Annotated in this window: 22 protein-coding genes and 1 pseudogene; 8 read left to right on the forward strand and 15 right to left on the reverse strand. The window is 68.9% G+C overall.

Annotation, left to right across the window (positions count from 1 at the left end):
- The first annotated feature begins 31 nt into the window (after nt 1-31).
- Nucleotides 32-397 (forward strand): MerR family DNA-binding protein, encoded by a 366-nt coding sequence (locus ACO06A_RS02350; RefSeq protein WP_421734518.1) that lies wholly within the window; start codon nt 32-34, stop codon nt 395-397.
- A 578-nt stretch (nt 398-975) separates the two neighbouring features.
- On the opposite strand, the gene ACO06A_RS02355 is transcribed toward ACO06A_RS02350, so the two are convergent.
- The 3 genes from ACO06A_RS02355 to ACO06A_RS02365 are packed head-to-tail and all read right to left on the reverse strand — an operon-like array spanning nt 976 to nt 2,919.
- Nucleotides 976-1,602: a peroxiredoxin family protein gene (locus tag ACO06A_RS02355; RefSeq protein ID WP_175346898.1), complete on the reverse strand. Its 627-nt coding sequence runs from the start codon at nt 1,600-1,602 to the stop codon at nt 976-978.
- Nucleotides 1,599-2,600, reverse strand: coding sequence for a cytochrome c biogenesis CcdA family protein (locus ACO06A_RS02360; protein WP_210767781.1), 1,002 nt, complete (start codon nt 2,598-2,600; stop codon nt 1,599-1,601). The genes ACO06A_RS02355 and ACO06A_RS02360 overlap by 4 nt, the downstream gene beginning before the upstream one ends.
- A 16-nt stretch (nt 2,601-2,616) precedes the next feature.
- Nucleotides 2,617-2,919, reverse strand: coding sequence for a glutaredoxin (locus ACO06A_RS02365; protein WP_421734519.1), 303 nt, complete (start codon nt 2,917-2,919; stop codon nt 2,617-2,619).
- 145 nt (nt 2,920-3,064) lie between these two features.
- On the opposite strand from ACO06A_RS02365, the gene ACO06A_RS02370 reads away from it, so the two are divergent.
- Together ACO06A_RS02370 and ACO06A_RS02375 are read left to right on the forward strand one after the other, a co-directional pair.
- Nucleotides 3,065-3,790 (forward strand): response regulator transcription factor, encoded by a 726-nt coding sequence (locus ACO06A_RS02370; protein WP_175346895.1) that lies wholly within the window; start codon nt 3,065-3,067, stop codon nt 3,788-3,790.
- Nucleotides 3,791-3,831: 41 nt separating this feature from the next.
- The gene (locus ACO06A_RS02375) at nt 3,832-4,896 is read left to right on the forward strand and encodes a sensor histidine kinase (RefSeq protein ID WP_246280659.1); all 1,065 of its coding nucleotides are present in this window, start codon (nt 3,832-3,834) and stop codon (nt 4,894-4,896) included.
- A gap of 57 nt (nt 4,897-4,953) precedes the next feature.
- Here the strand turns inward: ACO06A_RS02375 and ACO06A_RS02380 are convergent, their stop codons facing one another.
- Together ACO06A_RS02380 and ACO06A_RS02385 are read right to left on the reverse strand one after the other, a co-directional pair.
- Nucleotides 4,954-5,196, reverse strand: a complete 243-nt coding sequence (locus ACO06A_RS02380) for a hypothetical protein (protein WP_175346893.1) — start codon at nt 5,194-5,196, stop codon at nt 4,954-4,956.
- A 20-nt stretch (nt 5,197-5,216) separates the two neighbouring features.
- On the reverse strand, nt 5,217-5,597 hold the full coding sequence (locus tag ACO06A_RS02385; RefSeq protein ID WP_246280658.1) for a hypothetical protein: 381 nt from the start codon (nt 5,595-5,597) through the stop codon (nt 5,217-5,219).
- Nucleotides 5,598-5,619: 22 nt separating this feature from the next.
- Between ACO06A_RS02385 and ACO06A_RS02390 the strand changes: the two are divergent.
- Nucleotides 5,620-6,013: pseudogene (locus ACO06A_RS02390) on the forward strand (ArsR/SmtB family transcription factor).
- Nucleotides 6,010-6,822 (forward strand): cytochrome c biogenesis CcdA family protein, encoded by an 813-nt coding sequence (locus ACO06A_RS02395; RefSeq protein ID WP_421734520.1) that lies wholly within the window; start codon nt 6,010-6,012, stop codon nt 6,820-6,822. The pseudogene ACO06A_RS02390 and the gene ACO06A_RS02395 overlap by 4 nt, the downstream one beginning before the upstream one ends.
- A gap of 71 nt (nt 6,823-6,893) precedes the next feature.
- Here the strand turns inward: ACO06A_RS02395 and ACO06A_RS02400 are convergent, their stop codons facing one another.
- The gene (locus ACO06A_RS02400) at nt 6,894-7,565 is read right to left on the reverse strand and encodes a cytochrome c oxidase assembly protein (protein ID WP_175346891.1); all 672 of its coding nucleotides are present in this window, start codon (nt 7,563-7,565) and stop codon (nt 6,894-6,896) included.
- A gap of 11 nt (nt 7,566-7,576) precedes the next feature.
- On the opposite strand from ACO06A_RS02400, the gene ACO06A_RS02405 reads away from it, so the two are divergent.
- On the forward strand, nt 7,577-8,053 hold the full coding sequence (locus ACO06A_RS02405; RefSeq protein ID WP_175346890.1) for a copper resistance CopC family protein: 477 nt from the start codon (nt 7,577-7,579) through the stop codon (nt 8,051-8,053).
- A gap of 60 nt (nt 8,054-8,113) precedes the next feature.
- Here the strand turns inward: ACO06A_RS02405 and ACO06A_RS02410 are convergent, their stop codons facing one another.
- The 9 genes from ACO06A_RS02410 to ACO06A_RS02450 all read right to left on the reverse strand — a co-directional run bounded on the left by ACO06A_RS02410 (nt 8,114) and on the right by ACO06A_RS02450 (nt 15,135).
- On the reverse strand, nt 8,114-8,791 hold the full coding sequence (locus tag ACO06A_RS02410) for a DUF305 domain-containing protein (RefSeq protein ID WP_246280663.1): 678 nt from the start codon (nt 8,789-8,791) through the stop codon (nt 8,114-8,116).
- A gap of 5 nt (nt 8,792-8,796) precedes the next feature.
- Nucleotides 8,797-9,438, reverse strand: coding sequence for a DUF3105 domain-containing protein (locus ACO06A_RS02415; protein WP_175346888.1), 642 nt, complete (start codon nt 9,436-9,438; stop codon nt 8,797-8,799).
- 62 nt (nt 9,439-9,500) lie between these two features.
- Nucleotides 9,501-10,160 carry a TlpA family protein disulfide reductase gene (locus ACO06A_RS02420; RefSeq protein WP_175346887.1) on the reverse strand — a complete coding sequence of 220 codons (660 nt, stop codon included), beginning with the start codon at nt 10,158-10,160 and terminating at the stop codon, nt 9,501-9,503.
- Nucleotides 10,161-10,190: 30 nt separating this feature from the next.
- Nucleotides 10,191-11,741 (reverse strand): murein hydrolase activator EnvC family protein, encoded by a 1,551-nt coding sequence (locus tag ACO06A_RS02425; RefSeq protein ID WP_175346886.1) that lies wholly within the window; start codon nt 11,739-11,741, stop codon nt 10,191-10,193.
- Nucleotides 11,734-12,654, reverse strand: coding sequence for a cation diffusion facilitator family transporter (locus ACO06A_RS02430; protein ID WP_175346885.1), 921 nt, complete (start codon nt 12,652-12,654; stop codon nt 11,734-11,736). The genes ACO06A_RS02425 and ACO06A_RS02430 overlap by 8 nt, the downstream gene beginning before the upstream one ends.
- The gene (locus ACO06A_RS02435) at nt 12,654-13,325 is read right to left on the reverse strand and encodes a methyltransferase family protein (RefSeq protein WP_175346884.1); all 672 of its coding nucleotides are present in this window, start codon (nt 13,323-13,325) and stop codon (nt 12,654-12,656) included. Before ACO06A_RS02435 ends, ACO06A_RS02430 begins: the two co-directional genes overlap by 1 nt.
- On the reverse strand, nt 13,315-13,965 hold the full coding sequence (locus tag ACO06A_RS02440) for a cation transporter (RefSeq protein WP_421734521.1): 651 nt from the start codon (nt 13,963-13,965) through the stop codon (nt 13,315-13,317). Before ACO06A_RS02440 ends, ACO06A_RS02435 begins: the two co-directional genes overlap by 11 nt.
- Nucleotides 13,962-14,366, reverse strand: a complete 405-nt coding sequence (locus ACO06A_RS02445) for an ArsR/SmtB family transcription factor (protein WP_421734522.1) — start codon at nt 14,364-14,366, stop codon at nt 13,962-13,964. Before ACO06A_RS02445 ends, ACO06A_RS02440 begins: the two co-directional genes overlap by 4 nt.
- A 469-nt stretch (nt 14,367-14,835) precedes the next feature.
- Nucleotides 14,836-15,135: a thioredoxin family protein gene (locus ACO06A_RS02450; RefSeq protein WP_175346882.1), complete on the reverse strand. Its 300-nt coding sequence runs from the start codon at nt 15,133-15,135 to the stop codon at nt 14,836-14,838.
- A gap of 182 nt (nt 15,136-15,317) precedes the next feature.
- Here ACO06A_RS02450 and ACO06A_RS02455 point away from each other — a divergent pair, with 182 nt between their 5' ends.
- Together ACO06A_RS02455 and ACO06A_RS02460 are read left to right on the forward strand one after the other, a co-directional pair.
- Nucleotides 15,318-15,500 carry a TlpA disulfide reductase family protein gene (locus tag ACO06A_RS02455; protein ID WP_246280656.1) on the forward strand — a complete coding sequence of 61 codons (183 nt, stop codon included), beginning with the start codon at nt 15,318-15,320 and terminating at the stop codon, nt 15,498-15,500.
- A gap of 256 nt (nt 15,501-15,756) precedes the next feature.
- The gene (locus tag ACO06A_RS02460) at nt 15,757-16,398 is read left to right on the forward strand and encodes a DUF3105 domain-containing protein (RefSeq protein ID WP_175346881.1); all 642 of its coding nucleotides are present in this window, start codon (nt 15,757-15,759) and stop codon (nt 16,396-16,398) included.
- Nucleotides 16,399-16,632: the final 234 nt, after the last annotated feature.

Here is a 16,632-nt window from a genome sequence, read left to right on the forward strand (position 1 = left end):
GCGGATCGGGGAGCTGGCGGGGCAGGCAGGTATGACGACGAAGACCCTGAGGTTCTACGAGCAAGCGCAGGTACTGCCGCGGCCGGCCCGGACGGCATCGGGATACCGCGACTACGACGAGACCGCGCTCGTCCGGCTTCGCTTCGTCCGCGCCGCGCAGGCAGCCGGGCTGAGCCTGGCCGAGATCCGGACCGTCATCACTGTCCGCGAAAGTCAAGGACCGCCGTGCGGGCACGTCACCGCACTGCTCGACCGGCACGCTGCCGCACTCGACGAGCGCATCACGGAACTCCAGGCCACCCGCGCCGAGGTCCGCCGGCTCCGCGACCGAGCCGCCACGCTGAATCCCGCGACCTGCCGCGAAGACGGCGTCTGCGACGTCATCACGACCGACTGACTGTCAGCGGAGGGACGCCCGCCGCCAGGCCCACACCGCACACCGCCGGCAGATGAACACCCCCGGCACCGACCCCAGCTCGGCCAGACGGCGCCTCTGCTGCCCGCAGCATCCACAGATCGGATGAGGTCGGGATTCGTCCCGGGCAGTCGTCACGCGCACGTCGTCGCGCCTCCTCGCTTGCCCGTGTCCACAACAGCCTGCAGTCCGTCAGGTTGCCACGGTTCATCGTCGCGGACATCACCGTGCTGGCGGCGTGAGCTGCCGGCTATGGCTGGCCGGGCCTTGATTGGCAACGATGCCCTGGAGTCTTGGCTGGTGAAGCAAGATCAATCCGTCACCGTGGGGCCCGATCCCCTGGCCTAGCCACACCGTGCACTCTCACAGTTGCTCGGCCACCTCCAGCTGGTGATCGCCGGCGCACGTGTGGGCCTCCGGTGCGGGTGCCGTGGCGTGGTCGCGCTCCGCGGACTCAGTGCGACAGCACTGGTCGGCCGTGCCGTTCTCCTTGCAGCAACCGGTCATCGTCACTTCTCCGTTGTCTCATGGGTGGGGTCTGGCCTGGGCTGGTGGGCTGCCTAGAGCCGGCTGGTGGCCTCGTCGAGCAGCTCCTTGGGCTCGAGCCACATGGAGGGGTAGTTCCCGTACCACTGCTGGACGCCGTCGGCGTCGATGAGGACGAACCCGTGGCCTGGAAGGCCCTCGTGCATGCCGGTGCCGAGGGTTCCGTAGGCCTTCGAGATCTTGCCGTCGTCCAGCAGGAACGGGGTGGCCACGCCGAGCCGGTCGCGATCGGCGTTGATCTGCTCGGCGGTGTTCATGACGATCGGCAGCACGGTGATGCCGGCCGCCGCGAAGCCGGGCTCCTTCTCGATCTCAGCCATCTGCTGCAGGCACGCATCGCACCCAGCACCCTCGTTGAAGTACAGGATCACGGGTTCACCGAGGAATGATGAGAGGGAGACCGTCTGCCCGTCCGAGGTCGGGAGGGTGAACCCAGGAGCTTGGCGCGTCTCCGCCGAGACGACCGGGCGGGAGCTGAGCAACGCCACAGTGACCAGCGTCGCGACGACCAGGAAGCCTGCGGCCCACGCGGCCAGGCCGAAGCGTCGACGGCGGCGCTTGGTTCGGGCCTCGATCTGCCTGAGCTCCTCGAGCCTCTGCTGGTGCTCGGCCTGGCGACGGCTGGCGGTTCCGGAGGTCATCGCGCTGTTCCTTGCTGTGTAGGCGTGGTGGTGGGCGTGGAGTGACAGGACGGGACTCCGGCGTCGTTCGCCGCATCGCCCAACGACGGGTGCCCGTCGACGGGCTCAGGTGGCACCTGGGACGTGGCGCCGTCGGGCGCTCGGCCGGCTCGGCGACGACGTTCGGAGAGCATCGCCACGACGAACAGGCCGGCGAGGGCCAACAGCCCGGCCCCCAGGATGGGTTCCGGGACCGGGCTGACGAACCGCTGCACCGCCAGGAAGACCTCGGTGAGCGTGCTCGCGGCCGTGTCCTGGGCCTGCGTGCCGCCGGTCATGTTCGCGTCGCCGGCCAGGGCGATGATGAACACGCCCATCACGACGAAGCCGACGGCCACCGCGATGTTCAGCGTGTTGGTCACGATGACGCGGCCGGCGATGCGGATGCGCACCAGCCTGGCGCGCAGGAGCTTGCGCTCCCCCAGCCTCGCCTTGTCCCAGATCAGCGCCATCACGAAGAGCGGGAAGACCATGCCGAACACATAGGCCAGTCCCAGCGTCAGCCCGCCGATGGCGGAGCCGGACAGCGCGGACAGGGTCATGACACCGGCGAGGACGGGAGCGCAGCAGCTGGAGGCCACGCCGGAGAAGACACCGAGCGCGAAGAAGCTGGCCGAGTCGCCGCGGCTGGTGTCCGGGGCCCGCAGGAAGCTGGGCAGCGACCACATCTTCCCCGACAGCGCGAGCACAGCCAGGGCGATCATGAGCAGCCCGCCCGCCCAGTACAGCGGGCCGTGGTATCTCGCGATCGCACCGGAGAGCAGGCTCATCCCGAGCGTGATCGGCACCAGCACCAGTGCGAGGCCCGCGGCGAAGATGAAGGTCAGCGGCAGCAGGCGCCACCGGCGGTTCTTGATCGCTCCGGCCAGGTAGCTGGGTGCCAGGAACACGATGCAGCACGGCGCGAACAGCGCGACACCGCCGGCGAAGAACGCGGCCAGGATGCTCCCCGTGGTCAAGAGCTCGGCGCCCACCTCATGCCCCCGCGGATGAGTTGTGCTGGGAGGTACGCCGCTCGAGCAGCTTGGCCAGCTTCTTGCGCGGCAGCCGCCCGGCGCTGAAGTACGCGCCGTCGACTAGCACGAGCGGGTTCATCGCGGGACGGTGGACAGCCACCAGCGACGCCCCCTCCGCGGACTCCAGCTCGACGACCCGCACCTCGAGGGGCAGCGTCCGGGACAGCTCGGTGAGCGCCTCGACGGCGTCGTCACAGAGGTGGCACGCCTCGGCGTGGACGACGACTACCGGTACCGGTGGCGTCGATGTCTGGTCGTTCACGGAGTCTCCAACGGGTGATGGGCTGCGGTGCTGGCTCCACGGTCTCTGACTCGTGCTGTGCTGCCGTCGCGGTTTCATGAGCGTTTGATGAAGACGTCGAGCCGGGCTAGGTGGTCCCGCGAGACGGCCGACGGCTCCGTCCACAATGGGCTCCATGGCCCAGCAGATGCCGTCCCCCCGACGCGCCCTAGTGATTGACGACGAGAAGGCCTTGGCCGCGCTCGTCGCCGGCTACCTCGAACGGGACGGCTTCGAGGTGCACCTCGCCCACGACGGCCCCGAGGGCCTCACCGCTGCCCGCTCGGTCGATCCGGACGTCGTGGTGCTCGACCTGGGACTTCCCGGGATGGACGGCGTGGAGGTCTGCCGCCAGCTGCGCACGTTCTCCGACTGCTACGTGGTGATGCTCACCGCACGCAGCGAGGAGATCGACACCTTGATCGGCCTGTCGGTCGGCGCCGATGACTACATGACCAAGCCGTTCAGCCCGCGCGAGCTACAGGCACGCATCGCCGCTCTGCTCCGCAGACCGCGACGCGCCGCCGACGGCCCCACAGCAGCGAGCGAGCCGCTGCGCATCGGCGCCCTCTCGATCGACCTGCCCGGCCGCGAGGTCCTCCTGGACGGCGACCCCGTGCCGCTCACTCGGACAGAGTTCAATGTGCTGGCCGCGCTTGCCGGCAGCCCGCACATCGTCTTCAGCCGACGCGTCCTGATCGAGGCCGTGTGGGGCGACAACTGGGTCGGTGACGAGCACCTGGTCGACGTCCACGTGCTGCACGTGCGGCAGAAGCTCGGCGACACGGCCGACGCGCAGCGCTACGTCCGCACCGTCCGGGGTGTCGGCTACCGCATCGGAACCGGCGGATGAGGTCGCCTAGATGGGGGCTCGCCGGCAGGCTCCTGGCGGCCATGACCCTCGTCGTCCTGGCCGGTGGCGTCACCGCGTGGATCGTCGCTGGGGCGGTCGGACCCGTGGTCTTCCACCGGCACATGGTCGAGGCGGGCGTCGAGGCAGAACCCATGGCCGTGCTGCACGCCGAAGAGGCCTTCCAGTCAGCCAGCGCACTGGCCCTGGCCATCGCCCTCGCAGCATCCGTGGTCGCATCGCTCGCCGTGAGCGTGTTCCTGACCCGGCGCATCGCGGCCTCCCTCGGCACCCTGTCCGCGGCAGCGACCCGTATCGCGGCGGGACATCTCGACTCCCGCGTTGCCCGCCCGTCGCTCGGTGTCGAGTTCGACCAGCTCGCCGACGCCTTCAACGACATGGCGCGCCAGCTCGAGGACAGCGACGCCCTCCGGAAACGGCTGCTCGCCGACGTCGCACACGAGGTCCGCACCCCCGTCGCGGTCATCGGCGCCTACCTGGAGGGGATCGAGGACGGAGTGGCCACGATGACGCCGCAGACCGTGAGGGTGCTGCGCGACCAGGGCGCTCGACTGGCGCGCCTCGCCGCCGACCTCGCGGCAGTGACGAAGGCGGAGCAGGGGGCACGCAACCTTGTTCTCGCAAGAACCTCCGCGGACGCACTCCTGACCACGGCGTTCGACGCCGCGAGAAGCCGATACGCCACCGCCGGCGTCGAACTCACCCTTGATGTCCAGCCCGGGCTGCCTCCTCTCGCGGTCGACGCCGACCGGATGAGCCAGGTGCTGGGCAACCTGCTCGACAACGCCCTACGACACACACCCCTCGGCGGATCCGTGCGCCTCGGCGCGCACCTGACCGAGACGGGTCTCGTCCGGCTCGCGGTCGCCGACACCGGGGAGGGCATCGACCCCAGCCAGCTCAGCCTCGTGTTCGAACGCTTCTACCGGGTGGACACGGCACGCGACCGGGATCGCGGCGGTTCGGGGATCGGTCTCGCGATCGTTCGCGCGATCGTGGTCGCGCACGGCGGGACGGTCGCGGCTCACAGCGCGGGCCTGGGTCACGGATCGTCATTCGACATCGACCTGCCGCCGGCAGCTTCCTGATCGCTGCCTGACGACATCCCCGTAGGCGCAGCCCGACACGCCGAACCCGATCTGGTGTCAGCCGCGCAGACGCCCGTGCGGGTACCGCGGGCCGAAGGTCTTGTGCTCCGGTGTCCTGTTCTCGCGTGCGCCGCTCTCCCGATCCTCAGGGCCATGCTGGTGTTCCTCCGCACGCATCGTGAAGAGCATCACGATCAACATCACCGGGCAGACCAGCACGAACGCCCAGAGGAGCGCCTCCGTCACGCTCACACCGAACAGGAGGAGTCCCACCAGGGCCGCGGCCCCAGCGATGACCATGTACCTCGTGTGACCCTTCATCAGAACCCCTCTTTTCCTGCCAGCGCTGCCACGTCGAGCTCGCCTCTGAGAGACCTGTAGGTCTCCGGCGAGATCTCCCCCGACGCAAGTCGGCTCTCAAGGATCGCCCGAGGATCGCTGGCGACCTGTGCGGGGAACAGGCGGCTCACTGACCACACCGCGAGCCCGACGACGACCAACCAGAACGCGACCATCGACACCCAGCCAGCCGCACCCATCTGCGCGCACCACGGAACCATGGCGATCTCCTGCCGTTCGATCGGGCGCCGCTCGGCGCCTTGTGCCCACTCTCGCCAGCCGTCATCAAGAACCGAGCGGCAATCGATGAAGAGGTGCTGAAGATCGCAAGGGCAGCACCGCTGGGGCCTCGCATAGTTCATTGCCGGCTGTATGGTTCAGCGCATGCTGACGACTGAAGCACGACTCGGCGTCATGAATCGCTTGGGACGCGAGATGGCTGACCCAGCCGGGCACGAGTATTGACGGCGCTGCTGTCGGGGCCGGCCTATCCGGCCGATCTTGCAGATGCCCTGCACCTGACCCGTTCCAACGTGTCGAACCACCTCACGTGTCTGCGCGGATGCGGCCCCGTGGTCGTGCAGTCAAGGGGCGTCGGACTCTCTACGCGATCTCAGACCTGCACCTGGTCAGAGCCCTGACGTTGCTCGTGGACGCCGTTCTGGCGGTCGACGACGGCGACGACTGCGGTGACGCCGCGTGCGACGTGCCAGGGTGCTGTGCCGACTGCGGGCTGACACCGACGCCACGAGGGCAGGCCGGCGGGCGGAGTGAATGACGTCGCTCAGCCTTGCCGTGACGAGCATCGGTGACACCTTCGCGGCGGCCGCCTTCTCTGGACCCACACTTCTCGCGCTTCTGGTCGCCGCGGTGGCAGGAATCGCCTCCTTCGCCTCGCCATGCGTCCTTCCCCTGGTGCCTGGATATCTCGGGTTTCTTGGAGGCCTGACGGCCCAGTCGGTGCCCGGGACGTGCCTCGACGCCGACGATCGAGCTGACCAGACCGCTGGGCGCCGCCGTCTGGTGCTGGGCGTAGCGCTCTTCGTTGCAGGGTTCGCCGCCGTGTTCATCGCCTTCGGCGTCCTCGCCGGTTCGCTTGGCTCAGTGCTGCTGCGCTGGCAAGACCCCCTCGCGCGGGTGCTTGGGGGCCTCGTCATCGTGATGGGCGTCGCCTTCCTCGGTGGCGTCCCGTTCCTGCAACGTGAAGCTCGACTTCACCATCGTCCGCGGGCCACGCTCTGGGGCGCGCCAGTCCTCGGTATCACGTTCGGCCTCGGCTGGACGCCCTGCATCGGACCGACTCTGGCGGCAGTCATGGCTCTGTCACTCGAGACCGGCTCGGCCTCTCGGGGCGCGCTGCTTTCGGGTGCCTACGCGGTCGGGCTCGGCCTGCCGTTCGTGCTCGTCGCTGTCAGCGTCCACCGCAGCAGCCGCTTGCTCGCCTGGATCCGGCGGCGCCGCCTTGCTATCGCCCGCACCGGAGGCGCTGTGCTCGTCCTCGTCGGGCTCGCACTGGTCACCGGTCTTTGGGGTGAGTGGACGCAGTCGCTGCAGGGCCTCGTCGCCTCCTTCCAACCCGCTGTCTAGCCCGCGCTCTCTGCTCGCCGGACTATGGAACTCCTGCACCAAGGCCTCCAAGGAGGGTTCGTCACGGTCATCTAGGCCTGCGCTCCTGGGCGCCTGTCGAGCGACTGCAGGTAGGCGTTGTAGGCATCGAGCTCTGCGTTCCCGTGCAGGTCGACAATCCGGTCGGCCAACTGCGCGCGGCGTGCGTCGTCCCGTTGCCATCGGGCGAAGATGATCAACAGGACGACCAACGACGGCAGCTCACCGTAGGACCACGCGAGCCCACCGGCGACGCCCTGGTCGGCCACGAGATCGACGCCCCATGCGGCAGGCGGATGGGTGAAAGCGCCTATCAGGGGACGTGTTGCCATCATGACGATCACACCGAAGAAGGCGTGCAGCGGCATCTCCACGATCATGTCGGCGGCGCGGCCCGCGTGACCCTGCGCGCGTGGCAGCGGGTCTGTGGAGAGCACGGGCGCGGTGAACAGCACACCCGCTACGAGAAAGGTCACCTCGAGGGCTACGTGCCCACCCCAGCCGGCCAGGGCCCAAGCAGCGAAGTCGCTCAGGTATAGCCCGTAGAAGCTAAGCAGGAACAGCGGGATCGTGAAGCCCGGATGCAGCGCAACTCGTGCCGGTCGTGATCTCAGTCCTCGTCGTGCCGCTATCAGGACCACCCGTCCGACGCGTCCGTGGGGCGTGGCTCGCAGCAACAGCGTCCCTGGACGGCCAAGCACCAGTAGCGGGGGAATCGCCATCATGTCAGGTCACGTTGACCTTCGACGCGACCGCGATGGCGCTCGGCACGGAGCTCGTGATCACCAATCCTGCCGGGGCCGTCGTGAGCACGGAGCCGGCCCAGCTGATCGACGCGAACGTGACGCAGCCGCTGAGTGGTGATCTTCCTGCCGGGCTCTACACGGTGCAGTGGCGGGTGACCTCGGAGGACGCCCATCCCATCGAGGGCAGCTTCACGTTCACCGCTGCAAGCCCGCCGACACCGGATCCTGGCGCCGCAGAGACACCGTCCGTCGCGGAGTCGACACCGAACACTTCAGAGAGCAGCCTCGCGCCGCCTGCGCCGATCCCGGCCACAACCAGCGACCTAGCCGTGGCGGACGCGCGAAGCACAGGCGGCGCCATCAGCGCCGGCCCGCTCTTCGCGATCAGCGGAGGCCTATTACTTGTCGGGATCGTCACCGCGGTCCTTCTCTGGCGGCGGCGCCCGCCGTCGCCTCCTGCGGACTAACCCCTCGGGACTGCGGTGGCCGGGCTCGACCCTGCCGCAGGAGATGTCGCATGGCCCGGGTCAAGGACTGGGCAGCGGGCCCCCGCGCTCAGCGAGCATGTCCCGCAACACCGTCAGCTCCGCGCTCTGGGAGTCGACGATCGCCTGTGCCAACCGTCGGACATCGTCATCGGCTGCCATCGCGACCGCTGCCTGCGCCATCTCAACGCCACCCTCGTGATGCGGAATCATCAGCTGGAGGTAGAGCCGATCCGCCTCAGAGCCGGTCGCCGCACTCAGTCTGGCCAGGTCCTCGGCACCAGCCATGCCCGGCATCGGGAGGTCACCTGACGGCGTCTGTGTTGACCCGTGCTCCATACCGGCCATGTCGTCACCGCCGGTGGACATCCAGGCCATCGGGGCGCTCGACGATGTCTGCGGCAGATCCCATTGCGTCAACCAGCCATGCATCTGACCGGCTTGCTGCTGCTGGGTGAGCATGATGTCGCGTGCGAGTGTGCGAACGTCGGGATCCTCTGACGTCTCGAGTACCGACATGGACATCTGCACGGCCTGGCCGTGGTGGGTCTGCATGTCTCGGGAGAACCCGGCGTCCACCGAGTCTGCGGCGGGCGCCGCGGCGGCTGCGCCCCCGAGGCTGATGCCGATCCACAGCGCCAGGGCGGCTGCCGCGACAACGATGAGCAGGAACATCGCGACGAGCGGGCCGGGTCGGACCCGCCGGTCGTCGTCGTCCATCTCGCTCACGCGGGGGTTCCGGTTCCCCCGGTGCACGGCGCTCCGGGCTCGGGCGTCTGCTCGCCCTGCTGGTACTTCGCAAGGAACTGCTCGAGCCGCGGGTCAGCTGCCTCGTCGAGGGACAGCTGGACGCCCCAGGCGCTGGCAACGATCGGTGCGGCCTGCCCCTCGAACGGGCTGAGCAGCATGTAGGGGTTGCGCTGCGCCAGCGACTTGAGGGTTTCGACCTGGTCCTCGGGTGTGGCGTCGGTGTAGGTGATCCACACGGCGCCGTGTTCGAGGGAGTGCACGGACTCCTCGTTGACCAGGACGTCCTCGTAGACGCCGCAGTTGGTCCAGACGCCGGCGTGGTTGCCGCCGACCGGTGGGGACTGCTCGTAGGCGACCGGTTCGGCGACGTGATCACGGCCGAGGTCGGGGAACTCCTCGACCCCGTCGAGCGGCACCGCGGCTTCGACCTCAGCCTCGAGCGCGGCCCTGCGCTCACTCTCGACGGCGACCGCGGTGGTGCCGATCAGTCCGAGGAGCACGACCGCGACGGTGCCGAAGATGAGCATGCTGCGGCGGCGTTCCTTGCGCGCTTGCTCGGCTCGCACCAAGGCGAGCTTCTCTGCGCGTTCCTTCTCGGCCTGCTTCCGAGTGCTCACGTCGCTCCTCGCGTCCGGGTGTGCATCGAGTGGGTGTGCATCGAGTGGGTGTGCATTGTGCCCTACGAGCTTGTGGGCGTCGGGCCGATCTGAGCGTCGGCGATGACGTCCTCGACGATCGTGCGCAGCGTGGATCCCTCTGCTAAACCAACGATGCGGGCGGCGACCCGGCCCTGCCGATCGAGTACCACGGTCGTCGGGACCGCTTGGACCGGGACAACGGTGGCGAGCTCGGCGATGGCGGTGCCGTCGGTGTCGTCGATCGAGGGGTAGGGCACGGAGAACTCGCGTTGGAACGCCTGAGCTGTGCCCTTGGCGTCGGTGCGGTTGATGCCCAGGACGCGCACGCCCTGGTCCTCGTAGTCGTTGGCCAACGAGACCAGGTCCGGGGCTTCTTTGCGGCACGGGGGGCAGGCGGCGTACCAGGTGTTCAGCACGATGACGTCACCGAGCCAGGCCGAGGTGTCGATGGCCTGACCTTCGTAGTCGGTGCCAACCAGGGTCACGGCCTCACCGCGGTCGGTGACCGGCCAGGTCTGGGTCGTGCCGTCACCGGACAGGTAGCCCTGGTCGGCGACGTCGGCCGGCTGACCGCTGGTCTTGGTGGTCTCGGCGGCGCATCCGCCGGCCAGAGCGATCAAGAGGGCGGCCACGGCGGCCGCGCGGGTGGTGGCGCGTCGCCGGCTGGTCGCGGCTGTGGGGCGATCGGGGTGCGTGCTCATCGTGGGTCCTATCCGGGTGAGTGCTGCCGCTCAGCGGCCGAGCAGAGGCCTCGGGTTCACGGTCGACCCGTTCACGTAGACCTCGAAGTGCAGGTGGCAGGCACCGGACAGGCCGGTGTTGCCCGAGTAGCCGATGAGCTGGCCCTTGGCCACGCCCTGCCCGGCGCTGACCACTGATCGGGTCAGGTGGTTGGAGCTGCTCATCAGCGAGTTTCCCTCGACGGTGCCGTAGTCGAGCATGACCTGGTTGCCGAAGCCGTTGCGCCACTGCGACCACAGCACCGTCGCGTCACGCGGCGCGTACAGGGGGGTGTTGCACCCGGTGCGCAGATCGATTCCGGCGTGCAGGCGCACGTAGCCCAGGATCGGGTGCAACCGCATCCCGTACTCCGATGTGACGTACATCGGGTTGATCGACGTCGGGTTGCCAAACACCGCGCCGGACACCGAACCGGACGGAGCCTCGACTGGTGGCGGCTTTTGCCCGGCTGCCTCCGCGGCGGCACGCGCAGCCGCCTCAGCGGCCTCACGGGCGGCGCGTTGCTCGGCGATGATCGCGGCGAGCTCGCGCTCGATCGCGGCGCGCTGGGCGTCGATCTCGGCCTGTTCGGCCTCCGCCTGGGCCTTCAGGGCCGTGATCGTGTTCTGTCGTGCGGTCTGGTCGGCGATCAGCCGCACGATCTCGTCCTCGCGCGCCTGGGCGACGCGCCGTGCCTCGTCGGCCGTGGCGACCTTGGCTTCCGCCTCCTGCTTGAGCTCAGCCACGCGGTCGGTGACTGCGCCGAGACGCGCCTCGCTGTTGCGGTTGGTGGCCTCGACTCGGCGCAGGTCATCCAGGACGCGGGCCTGGCTGCGGAGAGCTGCGTCGACGAGTCGCGCGTTGTCCAGGAAGTCGCTGGCGTCCTCCGCATCCAGCATCACGTCCAGCGCCGAGACCCCGGGTGCGCCGCGGTAGGCCTCTCGAGCCATGGCTCCCATGGCGGCGCGCAGCTCATCGGCATCGGCACGGTCTGCAGCGATGGTCGCGGTCAGGCTGCTGCGCTGCTCGGTCGCGTCCTGCAACCGGTTGGCGACGATGATCGCCTCACGCTGCGCCGCCTCCAAGGTGGCACGTGCGGCTTCGAGCTCGGCCTGCGCGGCGGGCAGCCGGGACTGCGTGGCCTGCAGGTCGAGCACGGCTTGGCCGAGCTGGACGCTGAGGCCCTCGATCGAGGCGCGCAGCTCTTCGGCGCGACGGTCTGCCGCGCTGCTGCGGCGCTCGGCCTCGGCCCGGCGATCGTCGATCGGCTCGGCATGACCTGCCCCGCCGCCGGTGCCAGCCACCATGAGCACAGCGCAGAACAACGCAGCCACCGTCCGGCGCCGCCTCTGGCCGGTTCGGATCCGGCCAGAGGTCGTGGGGCTCGCGCCCTGAGGAGTGACGTGACGCAGCATGTCCGAAGTGGCCGGGATGGGGGACAGGGAAGATGGCGCGGCCAGCGGCAGGTTATGCAGCGTGCGCAGCGTGGGTCGCTTCGGACACGCGACCGCTTCCTGTGAACCGAGCGGCTCGCCTGAGCGCAGTGCGCGCGGTTCAGGCATGGCTGGGATGCTCGTGGCTGCGATGACTGACCGGTTCGACCTGGAACGTGGAGTGCTCGACAAGCACATCGAAGTGGGTCGCGACGCACTCCTGGAGCTGGTCCAGGATCCGGCCCGCGTGACCGTCGTTGAAGCAGCCCTCGTCGACCACCACGTGCGCGCTCAGGACGGGTAGTCCCGTCGCGATGAGGGACGCGTGCAGGTCGTGGACCTCCCGGACGTGCTCCACCTCGAGGAGGTGAGTGCGGACCGCGTCCAGGTCGAGTCCCGGTGGGGTGGCCTCCAGCAGCACCCTGATCGTCTCGCTCAGCAGCTTCAGAGCCCGCGGCACGATCAACGCCCCGATGAGCAGACCGGCCACGGCATCAGCCTGCAGCCACCCGGTCGTCGCAATCACGATGGCCGCCGCGATGACGGCCACGGAACCCAGCGCGTCATTGAGCACCTCAAGGAAGGCCGCTCGCAGGTTGAAGTTCGCGGAGCGCTTCGAGGACAGCACCAGCAGGGACGCAATGTTGCCGACCAGCCCGATCACCCCGAAGATGACCAGCTCACCGGCCGGGATCTCGGGCGGATCGAACAGACGCTGCACGCCCTCGACCAGGACGTAGATGCCCACTGCGAGGAGGACGGCCGACTGGGCCAGCGCGGCAAGGACCTCCGCCCGCCGGTAGCCCCAGGTGCGTTGCGGGGAGGCTGGACGCAGCGTCAGCGAGGCGGCGAACAGTGCCAGGAGCAGGCCGCCGGCGTCGGTGAGCATATGAGCCGTATCGACGAGCAGCGCCAGGCTGCCAGTGACGACGGCGCCGATCGCTTGAGCGACCAGGATTGACGCGGTGATGGCGAAGGCGACCGCGAGGCGCTTGCGGTGATCCTCTGCGCCGGCGGGAGCGTGGTCGTGATCGTGGCCCATCAGAGCGTGTCCTTCGAAGATTGCGAGTGGGTTGCGGTGTGCACAGTGCCGCTGGGTCGCGCCCGGCCCACGCCGGGAAAGAACCGGCCGACCCGACGGGTGTAGTCCAAGTACTCCACGCCGTGAGTGCGCGCCAGGTACGGCTCTTCGACGACCCGAACCTGCAGCTCGATCGCGGCGATCAGGCACACCAGGGCTGCGGCGCTGACAGCGGTGGGCACCAGCAGCGTCAGCCCCAGGAGCGCGGTCGCCATCGCGGTGAAGATGGGGTTTCGGACAACGGCGAACATGCTGGTCGTGACCAGGCCGGTGACTTCGGTCCGGTCGACGCCGATCCGCCACGAGGAACCCATCCCGGACTGGGCGAGCAGCACCGCGAGGAAGCCGACGATCGCCACGATCGCCCCCACCCAGCCCAGGGCGCCGCCGGCGCCCGCAGGCGCCGTGACAAGGCCGGCTACCGCGAGGGCCGGGCCTGCCGCGGCGAGCAGCAGCGCAGCGACGAACAGGATGCCCCCCCACCACTCGGCCGAGCCCCGAGTCCCGGAGACTCCCTTATAGCCGCTGTGCCCCGTGCGCCGCATGTGCAACCAGGTGCGAAGCCCGAAGGTGCACGCAACGCCCACTGCGTAGAGGCCCAGGGCGAGACGGGCGGCTGTGTCAGTCGTCATCGTCGTCGCCCTCGACCAGCTCGCCCTCCCAGGCCTCCCTGCCCTCGTGGATGGCGAAGGCGGCGATGATGAACGCGGCGACGGGGTCGAGCCAGGCGGCACCGGTGAGCTGGAAGAGCGCGACGCCGGCCAAGGTCGAGACGCTCAGCCAGACACAGATCCTGGTCTCGGCGGCATCCGCGAGGATCAGGTTGTCCCCGAGGCGGACCCCCACCGCCCGCTTCATTGCCGCCAGCACCGGCATCACGATGATCGAGGTCGCCAGCAGCACGATCACCGGAGTAGACGTCTCCGGCCTCTCCCCGCCGACCAGGCTCCGGATGCCTTCGAAGGTCACGTAGGCCGCCAGCAGGAAGAACGTCGCTGCGACTGCCTTCAGGGTCAGGCGCTCCTTGCGCTCGTCCGCCTCGCCGTGACGCAGACGGCTCGCAAGCCGGATCCCGACCAGGACCGCCGCGATGGACTCGGTGCCTGAGTCGATGCCGAAGCCGACGACCGAGACCAGCCCTGCCATCAGCCCCAGGGTGATCGCGATTGCCCCCTCGGCTACGTTGTAGACGACGGTGAACTGGGCCAGCCGCAACCCGCGTCGGGTGAGCCGCTCGACCTCCAGGCCCGTGAGCTGTGCAGGCTGGCTCATGCCGGCACAGCCGTCGCGGACAAGGTGCCCGTGCCGGCCACACCGAACGTGGGGCACAAAGTGACGGCATCCCCAGTCAGATCCAGCAGCCGCTCCGCCGCGGCAAACACGTCCATCAACGCCTCGGGGTGCGTCAGGCGGAACACCGAAGCGCGCCCCTGTGCTCGCGAGCTGACCAACCCACAGTCACGCAGGCACACCAGGTGCTTCGAGACCGTCGACTGCGCCAAGCCGAGGTGCTCGACGAGGTCCACCACCCGGTGCTCACCGAGTGCCAGGTGCTGCAAGATGACCAGCCGCGACGGATCACTGAACCCGTGGAAGAGGCAAGCAGCTGCCGACAGCCCCTCCTGCGCACGCGTGGAGGGAGGGCGGCTCGCACTGGCGTTCGGCATCGTCATGTGGCGATGCTATCGCCGCTGGCCGATTCGCGATAGTACCTAGGGAGGCCAGAGGAGCTACTGCGTGCGGGAAGCTGGTGACGTGCTCCACCCCTGCTTCGGCTCACCCATTCGCGATGGCACCACGACTCTTGTGGGAGGGCTTGACAGCCCCCGCGGCCGCTTGGTGACCCTCGTGCGTGTGCGTCAGGTCAGGAATCGCTCGGCCCAACTGAGAACTGGTGCAATAACACGACGCTCGTGCCAGCCCTGCTGCACCACGAACGCGCGGGCGAGCCGGACCGTGGCCCGCCCGCGTCCAGCGATCGAAGGTCGACGACGGTCGGCGGCCTCGGTCGCTCGGCGGTTCAGGTACCTCGCACAACCCGCACAGACCGCGACCTCCGGGTGCGCGCCAAGGTGCGACAGCGCGTCCTGCGAGTAGCCGCAGCACCAGCACAGAGCGTCGAGCGGCGACTGGGCGATGCAGTCACGACAGCACCTCGACCAGCTGGTCCACGGAGGGCAACCCTTCCAGTCCGTCGCGCGTCGAGTAGAGCCGGCAGCTGAGCGCGGCCGGCGCGGTCGGGTGCCCGAAGGGGTCGACGCCGTCGAGAAGGATCGTCGGCGACCCGGTGAAGCTGAGACGCGCTGCGTCGTCCTCGGTCTCCACTCGCTCGAGGGCAATCGCGACGCCCCCGTGGCCGGTGCCGTCCAGCGCCGCCCGCAGTCGTTGCTCTGCCAGCCGCCAGTTCGGGCATCCGTCAAAGTAGCGAAGCAGCGCGTCCATCAGGCCATCGTCGCACCGACGTTCAAGAGCCTCCACTGTCGGGCAAGACCACTCCGCACATAGACCGGACTCACTGAGTGAGCCCGCTCGGTCAAAGTCCCACGGTCAGCCGCGGTCAATCTGTCTTGCATCTCGACACCGGGACGGACTATTAGGGTGAGGCCATCGACACGTTTGCCTGGTTGGGAGACGCCATAGTGCTGAACACCTGGTACGCGGCATGCCCCCCGAGCCGCAAGGAAGCACCGGACCTGGCCTCGTTGGCGAATGACTACGTGGACAAGAGAGTGCGTGTCCTGGGGATCAACCGGACCGACGCGCAGGGCACGGCACAGGCCTTCGAACGTGAGTTCTCGGTGCCCTAACCGGCGATCGAGGACACCGATCGCGCCGCGATCGCCGCCCAGCTGGCCGCCGGCGTCCCGGTCCAAGCCGTGCCGACGACCGTGGTGCTCGATCGGCAGGGCCGAGTCGCGGCACGCATCGTCGGCCTGGCAGAAGGATCGACCTTGCGCACGATCGTCGATGACGTACTTGCTGGCGTCGAAGTTACGCAGGCGCCCACAAGCTCGTAGGGCACAATGCACCCCCAATCGATCGACCCCTGACGCGAGGAGCGACGTGAGCAGTCGGAAGCAGGCGGAACAGGAGCGCGCCGCGAAACTCGCCCTTGTGCGAGCCGAGCAGCGACGCAAGGAACGACGTCGCGACATGCTGATCTTCGGAACCGTGGCGCTCGTGATCGTCGGCCTGATCGGCACCACCGCCGTCATGCTCAGCCGCGAGAGTGATCGCAAGGCCGCGATCGAGGCCGCGGCGGATCAGCCGATCGACGGTGTCGAAGAGTTCGCCGACCTCGGACGTGACCACGTCGCCGAGCCCGTCAACTACGAGCAAACTCCACCGGTCGGCGGCAACCACGCTGGCGTCTGGACCAACTGCGGCGTGTACGAGGACGCCCTGGTGAATGAGGAATCGGTGCACTCCCTCGAGCACGGTGCGGTCTGGATCACGTACACCGATGCCGCACCACAGGACCAGGTCGAGGCTCTCAGGACGCTGGCGCAGCGCAACCCCTACGTGCTCCTCAGCCCGTTCGACGGACAGTCCACGCCGATCGTCGCCAGCGCCTGGGGCGTGCAGCTGCCCCTCGATGATGCGGCAGACCCTCGCCTCGAGCAGTTCCTCGCGAAGTACCAGCAGGGCGAGCAGACGCCCGAACCGGGCGCGCCGTGCACCGGGGGGACCGGAGCTCCCGCGTGACCGAGACGCACGACGCCGCTCGGCGCGTCCGACCCGGACCGCTGGTCGCGATGTCTCTGCTCATGCTCGTCGCATAAGCCGCCCGGGCTCTGTGGATCGGCTTGAGCCTCGGTGGGGCAAGTGCCGCGACGCCAGACGCGGACTCGGTGGACGCCGGCTTCTCGCGTGACATGCAGACCCGCCATGGCCAGGCCGTTCAGATGAAGCAATGGGATCTGCCGCAGACGTCGTCGG

The sequence above is a fragment of the Cellulomonas sp. genome (genome assembly GCF_965229465.1).
Classification (GTDB): Bacteria; Actinomycetota; Actinomycetes; order Actinomycetales; family Cellulomonadaceae; genus Cellulomonas.

Excerpts from the sequence above, each read along its gene's own strand:
- ACO06A_RS02425 (WP_175346886.1), bottom strand. The coding sequence starts at position 11,741 with ATGCCTGAACCGCGCGCACTGCGCTCAGGCGAGCCGCTCGGTTCACAG.
- ACO06A_RS02350 (WP_421734518.1), top strand. The coding sequence starts at position 32 with ATGACGACGAAGACCCTGAGGTTCTACGAGCAAGCGCAGGTACTGCCG.
- ACO06A_RS02355 (WP_175346898.1), bottom strand. The coding sequence starts at position 1,602 with ATGACCTCCGGAACCGCCAGCCGTCGCCAGGCCGAGCACCAGCAGAGG.
- ACO06A_RS02450 (WP_175346882.1), bottom strand. The coding sequence starts at position 15,135 with ATGGACGCGCTGCTTCGCTACTTTGACGGATGCCCGAACTGGCGGCTG.
- ACO06A_RS02370 (WP_175346895.1), top strand. The coding sequence starts at position 3,065 with ATGGGCTCCATGGCCCAGCAGATGCCGTCCCCCCGACGCGCCCTAGTG.
- ACO06A_RS02375 (WP_246280659.1), top strand. The coding sequence starts at position 3,832 with ATGACCCTCGTCGTCCTGGCCGGTGGCGTCACCGCGTGGATCGTCGCT.
- ACO06A_RS02410 (WP_246280663.1), bottom strand. The coding sequence starts at position 8,791 with ATGGACGACGACGACCGGCGGGTCCGACCCGGCCCGCTCGTCGCGATG.
- ACO06A_RS02385 (WP_246280658.1), bottom strand. The coding sequence starts at position 5,597 with ATGAACTATGCGAGGCCCCAGCGGTGCTGCCCTTGCGATCTTCAGCAC.
- ACO06A_RS02430 (WP_175346885.1), bottom strand. The coding sequence starts at position 12,654 with ATGGGCCACGATCACGACCACGCTCCCGCCGGCGCAGAGGATCACCGC.
- ACO06A_RS02395 (WP_421734520.1), top strand. The coding sequence starts at position 6,010 with ATGACGTCGCTCAGCCTTGCCGTGACGAGCATCGGTGACACCTTCGCG.
- ACO06A_RS02400 (WP_175346891.1), bottom strand. The coding sequence starts at position 7,565 with ATGATGGCGATTCCCCCGCTACTGGTGCTTGGCCGTCCAGGGACGCTG.
- ACO06A_RS02435 (WP_175346884.1), bottom strand. The coding sequence starts at position 13,325 with ATGACGACTGACACAGCCGCCCGTCTCGCCCTGGGCCTCTACGCAGTG.
- ACO06A_RS02445 (WP_421734522.1), bottom strand. The coding sequence starts at position 14,366 with ATGACGATGCCGAACGCCAGTGCGAGCCGCCCTCCCTCCACGCGTGCG.
- ACO06A_RS02380 (WP_175346893.1), bottom strand. The coding sequence starts at position 5,196 with ATGGTCATCGCTGGGGCCGCGGCCCTGGTGGGACTCCTCCTGTTCGGT.
- ACO06A_RS02420 (WP_175346887.1), bottom strand. The coding sequence starts at position 10,160 with ATGAGCACGCACCCCGATCGCCCCACAGCCGCGACCAGCCGGCGACGC.
- ACO06A_RS02440 (WP_421734521.1), bottom strand. The coding sequence starts at position 13,965 with ATGAGCCAGCCTGCACAGCTCACGGGCCTGGAGGTCGAGCGGCTCACC.